Annotated in this window: 12 protein-coding genes and 2 pseudogenes; 9 read left to right on the top strand and 5 right to left on the bottom strand. The window is 37.3% G+C overall.

Annotated features, from left to right (window positions below; genetic code table 11):
• The first annotated feature begins 80 nt into the window (after positions 1 to 80).
• From FTU01_RS13605 to FTU01_RS13595, 3 genes are all read left to right on the top strand, one after another.
• Entirely contained in the window at positions 81 to 1,244 is a 1,164-nt protein-coding gene (locus FTU01_RS13605) for an efflux RND transporter periplasmic adaptor subunit (protein WP_032073150.1), read from the top strand.
• Positions 1,241 to 4,345 carry a multidrug efflux RND transporter permease subunit gene (locus FTU01_RS13600; RefSeq protein WP_270915313.1) on the top strand — a complete coding sequence of 1,035 codons (3,105 nt, stop codon included), beginning with the start codon at positions 1,241 to 1,243 and terminating at the stop codon, positions 4,343 to 4,345. Before FTU01_RS13605 ends, FTU01_RS13600 begins: the two co-directional genes overlap by 4 nt.
• 113 nt (positions 4,346 to 4,458) lie before the next feature.
• A complete protein-coding gene (locus FTU01_RS13595; protein ID WP_032073148.1) occupies positions 4,459 to 5,973 on the top strand; it encodes an MFS transporter in 1,515 nt (504 codons plus the stop codon).
• Between the two features lie 103 nt (positions 5,974 to 6,076).
• On the opposite strand, the gene adeS is transcribed toward FTU01_RS13595, so the two are convergent.
• The 3 genes and pseudogenes from adeS to FTU01_RS13580 form a co-directional block, all read right to left on the bottom strand.
• Complete coding sequence (adeS, locus tag FTU01_RS13590; protein ID WP_032073131.1) at positions 6,077 to 7,183, bottom strand: two-component sensor histidine kinase AdeS; 1,107 nt, start codon at positions 7,181 to 7,183, stop codon at positions 6,077 to 6,079.
• Positions 7,173 to 7,901 (bottom strand): efflux system response regulator transcription factor AdeR, encoded by a 729-nt coding sequence (gene adeR / locus FTU01_RS13585; RefSeq protein WP_032073130.1) that lies wholly within the window; start codon positions 7,899 to 7,901, stop codon positions 7,173 to 7,175. The genes adeS and adeR overlap by 11 nt, the downstream gene beginning before the upstream one ends.
• Positions 7,902 to 8,146: 245 nt before the next feature.
• A pseudogene (locus FTU01_RS13580) lies at positions 8,147 to 8,515 on the bottom strand (IS1-like element ISAba3 family transposase); the annotation flags it as partial.
• Between the two features lie 80 nt (positions 8,516 to 8,595).
• On the opposite strand from FTU01_RS13580, the gene FTU01_RS13575 reads away from it, so the two are divergent.
• The 3 genes and pseudogenes from FTU01_RS13575 (at position 8,596) to FTU01_RS13565 (ending at position 10,870) form a co-directional block, all read left to right on the top strand.
• Positions 8,596 to 9,438: a carbapenem-hydrolyzing class D beta-lactamase OXA-58 gene (locus tag FTU01_RS13575; RefSeq protein WP_002002480.1), complete on the top strand. Its 843-nt coding sequence runs from the start codon at positions 8,596 to 8,598 to the stop codon at positions 9,436 to 9,438.
• Positions 9,439 to 9,528: 90 nt separating this feature from the next.
• Positions 9,529 to 10,235: pseudogene (locus FTU01_RS13570) on the top strand (IS1 family transposase).
• 173 nt (positions 10,236 to 10,408) lie between these two features.
• Positions 10,409 to 10,870 (top strand): AraC family ligand binding domain-containing protein, encoded by a 462-nt coding sequence (locus FTU01_RS13565; RefSeq protein WP_257233752.1) that lies wholly within the window; start codon positions 10,409 to 10,411, stop codon positions 10,868 to 10,870.
• A 474-nt stretch (positions 10,871 to 11,344) separates the two neighbouring features.
• Here FTU01_RS13565 and erm(B) read toward each other — a convergent pair whose 3' ends face one another.
• Positions 11,345 to 12,097 carry a 23S rRNA (adenine(2058)-N(6))-methyltransferase Erm(B) gene (gene erm(B), locus FTU01_RS13555; RefSeq protein WP_154320141.1) on the bottom strand — a complete coding sequence of 251 codons (753 nt, stop codon included), beginning with the start codon at positions 12,095 to 12,097 and terminating at the stop codon, positions 11,345 to 11,347.
• 372 nt (positions 12,098 to 12,469) lie between these two features.
• On the opposite strand from erm(B), the gene msr(E) reads away from it, so the two are divergent.
• Together msr(E) and FTU01_RS13545 are read left to right on the top strand one after the other, a co-directional pair.
• Positions 12,470 to 13,945 carry an ABC-F type ribosomal protection protein Msr(E) gene (msr(E), locus tag FTU01_RS13550; RefSeq protein WP_000052512.1) on the top strand — a complete coding sequence of 492 codons (1,476 nt, stop codon included), beginning with the start codon at positions 12,470 to 12,472 and terminating at the stop codon, positions 13,943 to 13,945.
• 55 nt (positions 13,946 to 14,000) lie between these two features.
• The gene (locus FTU01_RS13545; RefSeq protein WP_000155092.1) at positions 14,001 to 14,885 is read left to right on the top strand and encodes an Mph(E) family macrolide 2'-phosphotransferase; all 885 of its coding nucleotides are present in this window, start codon (positions 14,001 to 14,003) and stop codon (positions 14,883 to 14,885) included.
• Positions 14,886 to 15,074: 189 nt separating this feature from the next.
• Here the strand turns inward: FTU01_RS13545 and FTU01_RS13540 are convergent, their stop codons facing one another.
• Entirely contained in the window at positions 15,075 to 15,686 is a 612-nt protein-coding gene (locus tag FTU01_RS13540) for a recombinase family protein (protein ID WP_015060246.1), read from the bottom strand.
• Positions 15,687 to 15,896: 210 nt separating this feature from the next.
• Here FTU01_RS13540 and FTU01_RS13535 point away from each other — a divergent pair, with 210 nt between their 5' ends.
• The gene (locus tag FTU01_RS13535; protein WP_136144098.1) at positions 15,897 to 16,199 is read left to right on the top strand and encodes a hypothetical protein; all 303 of its coding nucleotides are present in this window, start codon (positions 15,897 to 15,899) and stop codon (positions 16,197 to 16,199) included.
• Positions 16,200 to 16,363 lie beyond the last annotated feature (164 nt).

Below are 16,363 nucleotides of genomic sequence, written 5' to 3'. Positions count from 1 at the left end.
CAATCTCCACACAACATCAGCAATTCATAAACACTGCTATTTCAAAATAGTAGTATCTAAAACCCCCCCTCTGAAAAAGCATGTCAACACATTATCATTTAATAGGTTCAATACTTATTACAACTGTACTTTTAATCGGCTGTACACAAGCCAAAGATGCTGAACAGTCCCCAACAGAAATGCCACCAGCGGTTGTCAGTACCATCACGGTATTACCGCATTCCATGAATTTAATTGAAAATCTTCCAGGCCGTGTTGTCGCTTACCGTATTGCTGAAATTCGCCCGCAAGTAGGTGGAATTGTTGATAAAGTACTTTTTAAGCAAGGCTCTTATGTGCAAGCAGGTCAACCGCTTTTTAAATTGAATTCTGAAATATTTCAGGCAGATGTAAAAAGCAATCAAGCCACTTTAAACCGTGCACAAGCTGAGGTGACACGTTTGCAGGTGCTGTTAAAACGCTACACTGAATTAGTAAAAGTAAATGCGGTTAGTCAGCAGGAATACAACAATACCGAAGCAGATTATCAAAAAGCAAAAGCCGATGTGGCGCAAATGCAAGCCATGTTAAGCAGACAACAACTTAATCTTAAATATGCGACTGTTACAGCCCCTATCTCGGGAACGATTGGTGAAATCTTAGTGACTGAGGGTGCATTAGTTGGTCAAGGTGATACTAATGCAATGGCCGTAATACAACAGATTAATAAAGTCTATGTTGATGTAAAGCAATCAATTAGTGATTATGAAAAACTACAGGAAGCTTTACAGCAAGGTGACGTGTCAAATACCAAACATACGGTTGAAATCCTAAATAGTCAGGGTAAACCTTATAACGTTACAGGTGAAATCCTATTTTCGGATACTAAAGTTGATCCTGATACGGGTGATGTCACAATCCGTATTTTAGCCAATAATGAAAATCAAAAACTTTTGCCAGGCATGTATGTTCGAGTCAATATGAGCCGAGCTCAAGTTGAAAATGCGCTCCTAGTTCCAGAACAAGCGATTCAACATGATATTAGTGGTAAAGCCAATGTTACGATTGTTAATCAAAAAGGTTTAGCGCAAAGCAAGCCTGTTCAGCTTGGTCAACGTTATCAAAATAACTATGTGATCAAACAAGGGTTACAAGCAGGTGAGAAAGTCATTGTTGAAGGGGCTGATCGTATACAGCCTGAGCAAAAATTAAAAATTAAGCAGTGGCAACCTACAAATATTAAGGAAAATGGAGGACAGCAATAATGTCCCAATTTTTCATTAGGCGTCCTATTTTTGCATGGGTGATTGCTTTATTTATTATTCTGTTGGGTGTACTAAGCATCCCCAAGTTACCTATTGCACGATTCCCAAGTGTTGCGCCACCACAGATTAGTATTACGGCAATCTATCCAGGTGCTACGCCAAAAACATTGAATGATAGTGTTGTGACCTTGATTGAGCGGGAAATGTCAGGTGTCAAAAACTTACTTTATTACAGTTCAAGTTCAGATAGTTCTGGAACAGCAACAATCACCGCAACATTTAAACCAGGTACAGATGTAGAACTTGCACAAATTGATGTGCAAAACAAAATTAAAGCCATTGAGTCACGCTTACCTCAAACAGTGCGACAACAAGGGCTGATGGTCGATGCTGCGTCGTCTGGTTTTTTAATGATGGTGGGCTTAAGTTCACCGAATGGCAAATATAGTGAAATTGATGTCAGTGACTATATGACTCGCTATGTGATTGAAGAATTAAAGCGGGTTGACGGTGTTGGTAAAGTCCAAAATTTTGGTGCTGAAAAAGCCATGCGGATTTGGGTCGATCCAGATCGTTTGGTTTCTTATGGATTGAGTATTCAAGATGTGAATACAGCCATCCAAAACCAAAACTTGCCGATATCACCAGGTCGTATTGGTGATGTTCCTGCTTTGACGGGGCAACAAATTACTATTCCTTTAACTGCTCAAGGTCAATTAGAAACTGTAGAGCAATTCAAGAAAATTAGTTTACGTGCTCAACAAAATGGCGCCAATGTTCGACTGTCGGATGTCGCTCGTGTCGAAATCGGGGCACAGATGTATAACTTTGCGATTTTAGAAAATGGCAAAGCCTCTACAGCTGTGGCGATACAAATGAGTCCTGGTGCCAACGCTGTCAAGACTGCAGAAGGTGTTAAAGCGAAAATTGAACAGTTAGGTTCAGCACTGCCTGATGGTATGAAATTCTCTATACCTTACGACACTGCACCTTTTGTAAAAATCTCGATTGAAAAAGTAATCATGACATTGCTTGAAGCTATGGCATTAGTTTTTATTGTCATGTTTATCTTTTTACACAATGTTCGATACACCTTAATTCCGGCGATTGTTGCACCGATTGCATTGCTTGGCACATTCTCAGTCATGCTGCTTGCTGGTTTTTCGATTAATGTGCTGACCATGTTCGGTATGGTGCTTGCGATCGGGATTATTGTCGATGATGCGATTGTGGTCATTGAGAATGTTGAACGCATTATGGCGACAGAAGGCTTATCTCCAGTTGAAGCCACATCTAAAGCCATGAAGGAAATTACCAATCCGATTATTGGCATCACCTTAGTGTTAGCCGCTGTATTCTTGCCGATGGCATTGGCGTCAGGCTCAGTGGGGATTATCTATCGTCAGTTCACCATTACCATGTCGGTTTCAATTTTATTCTCAGCTTTCCTTGCACTGACATTAACCCCTGCGTTATGTGCAACGATGTTAAAACCGATTGATCAAGACCATCAGAAAAAGGGTGTTTTTGCATCGTTTGATCGCAGTTTTGAGAAGCTGAACAATCGCTATGAACGCAGTTTATTTAAAGTAATTAAACATAAAACCCTCGCAATGTTATGTTTCTTAGGCATTGTCATTGTGCTGATTTTTAGTTTTAAACACGTTCCGACTGCGTTTATGCCAGAAGAAGATCAGGGGTGGTTTATGACTTCGATTCAACTTCCTGCGGATGCAACTCAAGAACGTACCCGTAAAGTCGTTGCTGAGTTTCAAAATTATTTAGACCAAGAAACGGGGATTAAAGACAATATGGCGGTCTTAGGTTTTGGTTTTAGTGGATCTGGTCAGAATACAGCGATGTATTTTACCAATCTATTGCCATTCGAAGAGCGTACTATTACGGCACAAGAAGTCGTGAATAATGCCAATATAGCGATGGCTGAAAGTTCAGAAGGTCAAACCATGTCTGTGTTACCACCAGCAATTGATGAATTGGGTAACTCATCTGGTTTTTCACTGAGATTATTAGATCGTGGCAATATTGGCATGCCTGCTTTAAGAGAAGCACAAGATCAGCTTTTAGCATTAGCAGCACAAAGTAAAATCGTGGCGGAGGTCTATCCTGAAGGTTTGCCAGATGGCAGTTCTGTACAGCTTAAAATTGATAGAGATAAATTGCAGGCATTAGGTGTTAATTTCAGTGATGTGACCGATATTATTTCAACCTCAATGGGTTCGATGTATATCAATGATTTTCCAAATCATGACCGTATGCAGCAAGTCATTGTGCAACTTGATGCCAAATCACGCATGAGTATTGAAGATATTCTTCAGATTAAGGTGAACAGTCAAAGCGGTAAATTGGTTTCAATGTCTGAAATAATTACTCCAATTTGGCAACATTCCCCACAACAATACAATCGTTACAACGGTCGTCCATCATTGAGTATTTCTGGCAGTCCAGCAGCAGGTATATCTTCAGGACAAGCCATGACTGAGATGGAAAATTTGATTGAACAACTTCCGAAAGGTGTGGGTTATGAGTGGACTGGGATTTCTCTAGAAGAAAAACAGTCGGAATCACAAACCTTGTTTTTATTACTGTTGTCGATGTTAGTCGTTTTCCTTGTCTTGGCAGCGCTTTATGAAAGCTGGTCAATTCCATTCTCTGTGATGCTAGTTGTCCCTCTAGGGTTGATTGGCGCCTTTTTAGCAGTAATGTTACGTGGTATGCCAAATGATATTTTCTTTAAGGTCGGCATGATCACGATTATTGGTCTATCTGCAAAGAATGCTATTTTGATTGTTGAGTTTGCAAAAGCACTAAGAGAAGAAGGAATGGGTTTAGTGGAGGCAACCGTTGCAGCCGCTAAATTGCGCTTACGTCCAATCCTAATGACATCTTTGGCATTTACCTGTGGCGTTATTCCTTTAGTCATTGCCAGTGGCGCTAGTTCTGAAACTCAAAAAGCGATTGGTACAGGCGTCTTTGGCGGCATGATCAGCGCAACAATTCTAGCTGTTATTTTTGTACCGATTTTCTTTATTGTCGTCATGAGCATGGTTGAGAAATTCTCGAAACGTAAAGCGGCACATTAAGCATCAAAACTGAGAATAAAAGCTGTGGGTTAACGAGTTTAGCCCACAACAAATCTTTCATTTACATCTTTATTTCAGAATTGATTTAATAAACCATCAATATAGGTTTAATCATGAAAGCTACCAATCTTGATCCGAAACGCTGGTGGATATTGCTCGCTGTCGTGCTTGCATTTCTGCCGATTGTGATTGATATGACTGTACTGCATGTTGCGGTTCCCTCATTAACCCAATCGCTGAGTGCCACAAGTAACCAAGTCTTATGGATTATTGATATTTATCCATTACTTATGGCTGGACTTTTAGTTCCGATGGGAACTTTGGCTGATCGTGTCGGCAATCGTAAGATTCTGCTGATTGGCTTGGTTATATTTGGAATTGCCTCAGTCCTTGCGGCATTTTCCCAAACGGCTTCTATGCTGATTGCCGCACGTGCTTTATTAGCATTAGGCGGTGCCATGATTATGCCCTGTGTATTGGGTATTATTCGCAGAACCTTCGAAGACAGTCGCGAACGTGCCATTGCGCTGGGTATTTGGGGCACAATCGGATCAGCCGGTGCCGCCATTGGACCGCTCATTGGTGGGGGATTGTTAGAATATTTCTGGTGGGGTTCAGTTTTCCTGATTAACGTCCCAATCATGCTGGTTGTCGCACCAATGTGCTATTTCTTATTGTCCCGAAAAGAAGCTATAACCCCTGGACATTGGGCATTTGGTCAAGCGCTATTGCTGATTGTCGGTTTGATTTCGTTTGTATATGCACTAAAAGCAGGCTTAGGCGGTAAACAGTCGTTGTTGATTGTCTTGCCTTTGGTCGTTTTATCTATCGGCTTATTAACCATATTTGTACGCAAACAGCTGAATTCTCCTCAGCCGATGCTAGATCTTTCGCTATTTTCACGTCCTGCTATTTTAGCCGGCATTATTATGGCAATGGTTGCTGCAGGCGCTTTGGCAGGGGTTGAGTTAACTTTGGCAATGGAGCTGCAATATGTCATTCGTTTAACACCGCTGCAAGCCGGTCTTTTTATGGTTCCGATTATGGTTGCGGCCGCTATTGGCGGGCCTATTGCTGGTTTTTTATCCAATAAATTTGGACTCCGTCTGGTTGCGACCATGTCATTAATATTGGCAGCAATTGCGTTGGTCAGTTTGAGTTATTCAGATTTTCATCATCCGGGAATCATCGTTCCCTTTATTTTAGCTTCGATTGGATTAACACTGAGTATTGGTTTAACAGCTTCATCCATTGCGATCATGGGCTCAGTACCTGCAGAAAAGGGCGGTGCGGCAGGTTCACTTGAAAGTACAGGTTATGAACTGGGTACAGGACTAGGTATTACTTTATTTGGTGTTTTCATGGCCTATATATTTGGCAGTCATCTTCAAGTGCCGTCAGATTTAACTGCTGTTTTAGCAGAAAAAGCCAGACTTTCGATTGGTGATACCTATTTAGTGGCGAGCCAGTTACCCGTTGAACAAGGTACAGCATTGATTAACGCAGGTAAAATTGCCTTCAGTTCAGCTCATGTTAATTTATTATTAACAGCAGGGATTATCATCGGGATACTCTCCATTGTGGTATTTTTTATGCTAGCTAAATATCGAGATGAGAATTCATTGTGATGAAATTTATTTGAGGATCATCAAACAGAATGGTTAAGTTCAGACATCAATTTATCTTAAATTTATGGTTTAAATTAAGCCGTATTAATCTGAACTTAACACATTATAAATGAGTTGATGTCTTACGATTTAGTTGAATAGTAAAACAGCTGCCACCTAAGTTTTTGGATTTAGAATAATAAATATGACCTTGGTGTGCTTCAATAATTGCATCAATCACTGCCAAGCCTAATCCAGTACCGCCATCTAGACATGATCTAGAGTCTTCCAGTCGATAGAAGGGTTTGAACAGGTGTTTAAGATGCGATTCATCAATACCAGGACCTTCATCTTCAAACGTCAATACCCAATGTTCTGCTGTGGTTACAGATGTAATATTTATTTTTCCAGCATTCGAATATCTTAGAAAGTTAGAGAACAATGCAATAAAGACCTGTTCCATCCTTCTTATATCAACGCAAACCAATTTATCCGTCAAATTTAAAACAATAGTTAAACCTTTAACATGAAACCGTTCATTAAACATCTGCAGACATTTTTCAATACTATTTTTTAAATTGGTCTTTTCTAGTTCTAATCGTAATTGTTTATTTTCAATAAGTGTCAGTGTCCGTAAATCTTCCACAAGGTAAGATAAGCCTTCGACTTGGTTCAATAAGCTTAGGTGTAAAGCTTTATCGGCAATAAATATACCATCGACAATACCTTGCAAGCGACCTTGTAATATTGTCACAGGTGTTCGTAATTCATGTGCAATTGCAGCATTCCAAACAGTTGAATTCTTAACTGATACTTCAAGTTGGTTTGCCATTTCATTGAAGTTCTCAATAAGAGACTTGATTTCATGTGGAATATCATGATGTGGCTGTTTAATTCTGAGTGCTAAATTGCCTTGTTGAATTTGTTGAATAACATCTGCTAAATCACTAATTGGCTGTGTATAGCGTTTTCCATATTTAAAGGCGAGGATAGTAGAAAGAAAAAAGCCTGTTAATAGCACTAAAAACAGCCAGATAAAGTCAACGGAGGTAACTGAAAATTCATTTGAATTAATAACTTGTGTATTTAGAAAACCTATTTTTATCGCCCAGCTATAAACAAAATAGCCAATCATGAAAGATAACAGCGTAATGCCTAAATTGAATAGGCTCATCATGATAATAAACTGGAAGTTAATTCCAACAGAATTTTTAAAAAAGTTAAATTTCATGATTTTGATCTAAGCGATACCCCACGCCACGGACATTGATTAATAAGCCATTTACATCATTTTCTTCAAGTTTTTTGCGTAATTTGCTGATATGGCTATCTACAGTGCGATCTAAAGCATCACTTTCAGGCATACAGTTTTGGATCAATTCATTACGTGTAAAGACTTTATTCGGTGTTTTTGCCATCAAAAACAGTATCTTATACTCAGTTAACGTAAGGTTGAGCAACTGATTTCTTTGACCATTTGAAATGTAAACTTGATGATGATCTGGATTAATTTCAATATTTCTATAACGAATAATATTAGTTATTTCCATATTTTGGCTTGTACTTCGTCTAAGTACGGCTTGTATTCGTGCAATCACTTCGTTTGGGTTAAATGGCTTAATAATAAAGTCATCAGCACCCATTTTTAGCCCCATGATCTTATTCACTTGATCATCTAAGGCAGTCAGCATAATGACAGGTAAATGACTTGTTTGACGGATGATTTGTAGAATTTCCCAGCCATTTAGTTTGGGTAATTTAATATCAAGGAGAATCAGGTCGATAGAGTTGGCTTTTAGGCACTCTAAAGCTTGTTGTCCATCCAATGCACGGATGACCTGCATGTTTTCATTTTTTATGTATTTTTCAAGAATGTCACCAATATCATAATCATCTTCTACAACGAGAATGACGCTGTTTTCGAAGCTGTGCTGTAGATTTGGATACATATATTTTATCTTAGATGAAGTAGCTATGCATTTTAACATTTAATTGTGTAATGGAGATGATTAGACGAGCAGTCATTTATATTTGTAATTGAGGGGTGACATATAATAAAATTCGTTGCATATCAGTATTAATGAACAAAATGTCAATTATCATTCATTTAACATAATGGCTGTTATACGAAACAGAGATGTAACTCCAAAATAAAAATGTCCGGTTTCTCCGAGGTAAAATATGACTTTTGAACAAAAATAAGCCATTGTTTATTCTTTTTATTTCCAACAAAATTCCAGAACTCATCTACTTCGAGAGATTCATAATGACTTTGCTGAGGCTGAATTTCATAGGTTGATTCAGTTAAAGTACGTAAAACTTTACCGATACTGATGCGCTCAACTTCAGCAATATCTCGTATACCGCTGCCTCTGACCATCAACTGTAATATTTTACGAGTAATACCTGACTTACATCCTAGATAGCTCAGTGCATGATCACCAATAAACTGACGTTTACAGTCTTTGCACTGATAGTTTTGTTTCCCATCTACTTTGATACCATTTTTCTTTATACTATCACTGAGGCAGGTTGGACATTTGATTGCTAGAGTTATTTGCATTTCTCTATTTTATCAAAATCCAATCGGCTTTTTCTTCAGCATACTTTTTGAAACACTACCAAATTTTAAAGTTGTATATCATGAAATTATTAAAAATATTGAGTTTAGTTTGCTTAAGCATAAGTATTGGGGCTTGTGCTGAGCATAGTATGAGTCGAGCAAAAACAAGTACAATTCCACAAGTGAATAACTCAATCATCGATCAGAATGTTCAAGCGCTTTTTAATGAAATCTCAGCTGATGCTGTGTTTGTCACATATGATGGTCAAAATATTAAAAAATATGGCACGCATTTAGACCGAGCAAAAACAGCTTATATTCCTGCATCTACATTTAAAATTGCCAATGCACTAATTGGTTTAGAAAATCATAAAGCAACATCTACAGAAATATTTAAGTGGGATGGAAAGCCACGTTTTTTTAAAGCATGGGACAAAGATTTTACTTTGGGCGAAGCCATGCAAGCATCTACAGTGCCTGTATATCAAGAATTGGCACGTCGTATTGGTCCAAGCTTAATGCAAAGTGAATTGCAACGTATTGGTTATGGCAATATGCAAATAGGCACGGAAGTTGATCAATTTTGGTTGAAAGGGCCTTTGACAATTACACCTATACAAGAAGTAAAGTTTGTGTATGATTTAGCCCAAGGGCAATTGCCTTTTAAACCTGAAGTTCAGCAACAAGTGAAAGAGATGTTGTATGTAGAGCGCAGAGGGGAGAATCGTCTATATGCTAAAAGTGGCTGGGGAATGGCTGTAGACCCGCAAGTGGGTTGGTATGTGGGTTTTGTTGAAAAGGCAGATGGGCAAGTGGTGGCATTTGCTTTAAATATGCAAATGAAAGCTGGTGATGATATTGCTCTACGTAAACAATTGTCTTTAGATGTGCTAGATAAGTTGGGTGTTTTTCATTATTTATAAGAATTAGAAGTTTGAGGTTAATCTATTTTTGGTAGTGTTTCAAAAAGTATGCTGAAGAAAAAGCCGATTGGATTTTGATAAAATAGAGAAATGCAAATAACTCTAGCAATCAAATGTCCAACCTGCCTCAGTGATAGTATAAAGAAAAATGGTATCAAAGTAGATGGGAAACAAAACTATCAGTGCAAAGACTGTAAACGTCAGTTTATTGGTGATCATGCACTGAGCTATCTAGGATGTAAGTCAGGTATTACTCGTAAAATATTACAGTTGATGGTCAGAGGCAGCGGTATACGAGATATTGCTGAAGTTGAGCGCATCAGTATCGGTAAAGTTTTACGTACTTTAACTGAATCAACCTATGAAATTCAGCCTCAGCAAAGTCATTATGAATCTCTCGAAGTAGATGAGTTCTGGAATTTTGTTGGAAATAAAAAGAATAAACAATGGCTTATTTACGCCTATCATCGAGAAACAGGTGAAATTGTTGCTTATGTTTGGGGTAAACGAGATTTAGCTACAGTCTAACAATTGAAGACAAAGCTTAAACAATTAGATATTCACTACACCCGAATTGCAAGTGATCATTGGGACAGTTTCATCACTGCTTTTAAAAATGGTAAGCAAAGTATTGGTAAATTTTTTACTGTAGGTATTGAAGGCAATAATTGCAAAATAAGGCATAGAATTAGGCGTAGCTTCAGAAGAAGCTGTAATTTTTCAAAAAAGCTTGAAAACCATTTTAAAGCTTTTGATTTAGCCTTCTTTTCTTTTACATCAATAATGGCTTCATTTAAAGGCAGCATACTTTTTGAAGCACCACCAAAATTTTATGTTAAGTAGAGACTAAAAATGCCCTTGATTAAGGGCTTACAAGGGCATTTTGTATAAGGTGTATTATGTTAATTTTAGAATTTCTTCATTAGATAATTTTTGATAAGCTAAATCCATTAGGACTAATTAAGTAAATATGAGCAATTGGGTCAATGTCACACAGGATAAGTCTACAGGTATAGAACTAATTCATGCCCACTTCAAAGGCTTTGCATACGATCCTCATCTACACTCAAGTTATCTTATAGGGGTAACAGAGTTAGGACATCAACAATTCAATTGTAGAAAAAAAATTATTGATAGCTATCAAGGTCAAACTTTCATGCTTGAACCTGAAGAAGTTCATGATGGTAATGCACCAGATCCTCTCGGCTTCACTTATAAAATGATGCATTTAGATCCAGCATGGTTAAAAAAAAGCTATGAAGGAATATTTAATGAGCCTATCGAACTTGCTATCGAATCAACCCTACGTTCTGATCCTCAACTTTCACATTTGATACTTTCAACCTACAATATATTGAATAACAATGAATCTCAATTGATGAAAGATACGTATTTAGATCTTTTATTAGAAAACCGTTTTGCTTGGTTATAAAAAAGTGGAGAGATTAAAAAGCTGCAAGGGCGATCTATGATCGTGCATTTACCCTTGCGGTCTTTTTTGAACGAACTATAACCAGAAAAAGCAAAGCCCTTAGCACACTAAAATATTAGGTACGTCAAGCGGTATCTTGGATAGTAAAATCGAACGGAAAAAAAGCACTTGATATACTTATCAAGTGCTTTCCTAGCCTTTATGTTCGTAAATAAACCACTTGTAACTTGTAACTTTTTTCATGTTACAAGTTACCACTCGTGGTAGTTACCACAAAGCCACATGTTAACATTAAATAATGTTAAGCATTTCATGGAAAAGCTTTTCTATAATCTTTAAGGCTTCTTGTGTACTTCTTGCTAGTCTAGGGACCTCTTTAGCTCCTTGGAAGCTGTCAGTAGTATACCTAATAATTTATCTACATTCCCTTTAGTAACGTGTAACTTTCCAAATTTACAAAAGCGACTCATAGAATTATTTCCTCCCGTTAAATAATAGATAACTATTAAAAATAGACAATACTTGCTCATAAGTAACGGTACTTAAATTGTTTACTTTGGCGTGTTTCATTGCTTGATGAAACTGATTTTTAGTAAACAGTTGACGATATTCTCGATTGACCCATTTTGAAACAAAGTACGTATATAGCTTCCAATATTTATCTGGAACATCTGTGGTATGGCGGGTAAGTTTTATTAAGACACTGTTTACTCTTGGTTTAGGATGAAAGCATTCCGCTGGCAGCTTAAGCAATTGCTGAATCGAGACTTGAGTGTGCAAGAGCAACCCTAGTGTTCGGTGAATATCCAAGGTACGCTTGTAGAATCCTTCTTCAACAATCAGATAGATGTCAGACGCATGGCTTTCAAAAACCACTTTTTTAATAATTTGTGTGCTTAAATGGTAAGGAATATTCCCAACAATTTTATACCTCTGTTTGTTAGGGAATTGAAACTGTAGAATATCTTGGTGAATTAAAGTGACACGAGTATTCAGTTTTAATTTTTCTGACGATAAGTTGAATAGATGACTGTCTAATTCAATAGACGTTACCTGTTTACTTATTTTAGCCAGTTTCGTCGTTAAATGCCCTTTACCTGTTCCAATTTCGTAAACGGTATCGGTTTCTTTTAAATTCAATTGTTTTATTATTTGGTTGAGTACTTTTTCACTCGTTAAAAAGTTTTGAGAATATTTTATATTAAAATAAGCCTTATATCCAAGCATAAAACAAGGTTGTCTAGACTTCTTTTAACAGTAAAGTTATCATAAAACTGAATTTTATTTTTTAGGTAAGTTTATGCATTCTATCCGCATTCGTTAAGACACAACTATTTGCATAGTGACACTATTTTATAATGGTGGGCTTTTGTTGTGTCTTTAAGAATATATGCGGATATATAAAGTAAAAGTATGCTTAATTTATAAGTATGCTTTTAGTGCATAGTTTCCAGTTATAACTTAATTGACTAGCTATTTGTCCACCCTGTGGATGAATAGCTTTTTTTTTGGGAGGACACTGTGATGCTAGCTTTTGTTTTCACCTAAATCCTGTTTGCTGCATAAAAAATTTCAAGAGCTAAACAGGAGTAAATAAAAATGAGTTTAATTATTAAAGCGAGAAACATACGCTTGGATTATGCTGGGCGTGATGTTTTGGATATTGATGAATTGGAAATTCACTCTTATGACCGTATTGGTCTTGTGGGTGATAACGGAGCAGGAAAGAGTAGTTTACTCAAAGTACTTAATGGCGAAATTGTTTTAGCCGAAGCGACATTACAGCGTTTTGGTGATTTTGCACATATCAGCCAACTGGGCGGAATCGAAATAGAAACGGTCGAAGACCGGGCAATGTTATCTCGCCTTGGTGTTTCCAATGTACAAAACGACACAATGAGTGGCGGAGAGGAAACTCGTGCAAAAATTGCTGCCGCATTTTCCCAACAAGTACATGGCATTCTAGCGGATGAACCAACCAGCCACCTTGATCTCAATGGAATAGATCTACTTATTGGTCAACTTAAAGCATTTGATGGAGCATTACTTGTTATCAGTCATGACCGATATTTTCTTGATATGGTTGTAGACAAGATATGGGAGTTAAAAGACGGTAAAATTACGGAATATTGGGGTGGTTACTCGGATTACTTGCGTCAAAAAGAAGAAGAGCGACAACACCAAGCCGTAGAATATGAGCTGATGATGAAGGAACGGGAGCGATTAGAATCTGCTGTGCAAGAAAAACGCCAGCAAGCTAATCGATTAGACAATAAGAAAAAAGGAGAAAAATCCAAAAACTCTACCGAAAGTGCTGGACGACTTGGGCATGCAAAAATGACTGGCACCAAGCAAAGAAAACTGTATCAGGCAGCTAAGAGTATGGAAAAGCGTTTGGCTGCATTAGAAGATATTCAAGCACCAGAGCATTTGCGTTCTATTCGTTTTCGTCAAAGTTCAGCCCTAGAACTGCACAATAAGTTCCCGATTACGGCAGATGGTCTGAGCTTAAAATTTGGTAGCCGTACTATCTTTGATGACGCTAACTTTATAATACCGCTTGGCGCTAAAGTCGCTATAACTGGATCGAATGGAACAGGGAAAACGTCCTTGTTAAAAATGATATCAGAACGTGCTGATGGATTAACCATATCTCCAAAAGCTGAAATTGGCTACTTTACACAAACAGGATATAAATTTAACACGCATAAATCTGTGCTCTCCTTTATGCAGGAAGAGTGCGAGTACACAGTTGCGGAAATTCGTGCAGTATTGGCTTCAATGGGGATCGGAGCGAATGATATTCAAAAAAACTTATCCGACTTATCGGGAGGTGAAATCATCAAACTGCTTTTATCCAAAATGCTTTTAGGAAAATATAATATTTTGCTTATGGATGAACCAGGAAACTATCTTGACCTAAAAAGTATTGCCGCATTAGAAACAATGATGAAGTCCTATGCAGGAACTATTATCTTCGTATCTCATGACAAGCAATTGGTCGATAATATTGCTGACATTATCTACGAGATCAAAGACCACAAAATCATCAAGACTTTTGAGAGAGATTGTTAATGATAGCCAATCTAATCCGAACATTAATTATTGAACTCTTTAAAGGAAATTAAAAATGACAATTCAAGATATTCAATCACTTGCTGAAGCACACGGCTTGTTGCTTACGGACAAAATGAATTTCAATGAAATGGGCATTGATTTTAAGGTCGTTTTTGCTCTTGATACAAAGGGGCAACAATGGTTGCTGCGTATTCCTCGTCGTGATGGCATGAGGGAACAAATCAAGAAAGAAAAACGCATTTTAGAATTGGTAAAAAAACATCTTTCTGTAGAGGTTCCTGATTGGAGAATTTCATCTACAGAATTAGTGGCTTATCCCATACTTAAAGATAATCCTGTTTTAAATTTGGATGCTGAAACCTATGAAATAATTTGGAATATGGACAAAGATAGCCCGAAATACATAACATCTTTGGCAAAAACCTTATTTGAAATCCATAGTATTCCTGAAAAAGAAGTTCGGGAAAATGATTTGAAAATTATGAAACCTTCAGATTTAAGACCTGAAATAGCAAACAATTTGCAGTTAGTAAAATCTGAAATTGGTATAAGTGAGCAATTGGAAACCCGCTACAGAAAATGGTTGGATAATGATGTTCTATGGGCAGATTTCACCCAATTTATACATGGCGATTTATATGCTGGGCATGTACTAGCTTCAAAGGATGGAGCTGTTTCAGGCGTTATTGATTGGTCAACAGCCCATATAGATGACCCAGCGATTGATTTTGCTGGGCATGTAACTTTGTTTGGAGAAGAAAGCCTCAAAACTCTAATCATCGAGTATGAAAAACTAGGGGGTAAAGTTTGGAATAAACTATATGAACAGACTTTAGAAAGAGCAGCGGCCTCTCCTTTGATGTATGGTTTATTTGCCTTAGAAACTCAAAATGAAAGCCTTATCGTTGGAGCAAAAGCTCAGTTGGGAGTTATATAATTTAAAAATATGATTGCTGAGAACTGCCTTGTTTTGAAACTTGGTTGGCTTTAATTAGTTTTTAGTATTCTTTATAGAAAATGCCTCGATCAAGGGGCATTTCTAACAATCATTTAACATAAAATTTCTTATGTGAAGTAACCTGAATGCAGCGGTGCCCCATTGGGGGCGCGTTGAGATAAGCCTCTTTTAGATAACTTTAGCAACTCGATAGACAGTTGCAACTCCACAATTCACTGCTTTGGCAATTTCTTCCTTAGTCATATTGCCAACTACTAGCAATTCTTTTATTCGTTTATGTTTAGCCTCATTTGCCTTCTTGCCTGTTGGTTTGTAACCCGAACGTGCCAGGCCCTGCTTAATACGTTCTATACGTTTCTCATTGTCTAGGCGGGCCATTGTTGCCAGAAGATCAATCAACATATTGTTGATGAGTTCCAAGATTGAATGAGTAATGCTGTCACTGGTTTGAATCATTTGGTAGGTAGTAGGAAGATCTGCTACGACTAAACGAAGTCCCTTCTCCTGGATCCTGCGCTTCAGCTCTTGAAAATCTCGTTGGGTTAGGCGTGATAAGCGGTCAATACTTTCAACTAACAATGTGTCACCTTGATTTGCTTCTGACAGTAGCTTATTCAATTCAGGTCGGTCTAACTTCGTACCACTATAGTTTTCCACGTACACAATGGTTTCACCCAAATTCAAGTTTTGGTTTAGATCCTGAAGAATCTGCAAAGCCCTTTCTGCATCTTGATCTTTAGTTGAAGCTCGTAGATAAATACGTGTATTCATTTCTATCATTTAATCTTAATTCTATTAGATTAATGATAATACTATCATTTAATTATTGCATTAAGTCTAATGATAGATATTGTATGCGATTTGGCTCGCTATCATTCAGGTATACTCTTTTGATAAAAAAAGCATAACTAAAAGCCATGCCTTGGGAATTCGTATAACGTGTATTATGTTAATTTTAGAAATAATTAAAAGTTTAGGAATACTAGTAGAATGCAGCTTATAGAAATAGAACCTTATTTTTGGGAACTATATGAGGATAGCGAAAATATATATCTCAATGTTCTTATAAATATGAGTGCAATTTCTTGGGAGAAAACTATCTGCTTAGATGAACAAACGATTCAGCAGTATCAGACTCAAGGAAAAGGTTTTATTGATGGCTTAGCTAAAAGGATTGAAAGTAGCCAATTTAGAAAAGATTATGAAAGATTTTACTCATATACAGATGCCTCCAAAGAACAGAAAAAAGAAATGCTTCAAGCATTTAATGAATATAAGGCTAAGCAAAATTAAATCCATTTAACATAATGGCTGTTATACGAGATGAATATGTAACTCCAAAATAGAAATGTCCGGTTTCTCCAAAGTAAAAATGTCCGCTTTTAGAATATGCGCTGTTGCAATTTTCTTAGCGGACGGTTTGATATGTTGGTGTCTATGTCGGATAAAGAACTTAA

It is taken from the genome of Acinetobacter sp. YH12043 (assembly GCF_013419915.1).
Lineage (GTDB): Bacteria > Pseudomonadota > Gammaproteobacteria > Pseudomonadales > Moraxellaceae > Acinetobacter.
The sequence above is the reverse complement of the archived record's forward strand: the minus strand, read 5'-3'. Positions and strand labels throughout refer to the sequence as shown.

Bases quoted from the DNA above. Each gene is read 5' to 3' on its own strand.
- FTU01_RS13545 (WP_000155092.1), top strand. From the start codon at position 14,001: ATGACAATTCAAGATATTCAATCACTTGCTGAAGCACACGGCTTGTTG.
- FTU01_RS13595 (WP_032073148.1), top strand. From the start codon at position 4,459: ATGAAAGCTACCAATCTTGATCCGAAACGCTGGTGGATATTGCTCGCT.
- FTU01_RS13535 (WP_136144098.1), top strand. From the start codon at position 15,897: ATGCAGCTTATAGAAATAGAACCTTATTTTTGGGAACTATATGAGGAT.
- FTU01_RS13565 (WP_257233752.1), top strand. From the start codon at position 10,409: ATGAGCAATTGGGTCAATGTCACACAGGATAAGTCTACAGGTATAGAA.
- FTU01_RS13605 (WP_032073150.1), top strand. From the start codon at position 81: ATGTCAACACATTATCATTTAATAGGTTCAATACTTATTACAACTGTA.
- adeS (WP_032073131.1), bottom strand. From the start codon at position 7,183: ATGAAATTTAACTTTTTTAAAAATTCTGTTGGAATTAACTTCCAGTTT.
- FTU01_RS13575 (WP_002002480.1), top strand. From the start codon at position 8,596: ATGAAATTATTAAAAATATTGAGTTTAGTTTGCTTAAGCATAAGTATT.
- adeR (WP_032073130.1), bottom strand. From the start codon at position 7,901: ATGTATCCAAATCTACAGCACAGCTTCGAAAACAGCGTCATTCTCGTT.
- FTU01_RS13540 (WP_015060246.1), bottom strand. From the start codon at position 15,686: ATGATAGAAATGAATACACGTATTTATCTACGAGCTTCAACTAAAGAT.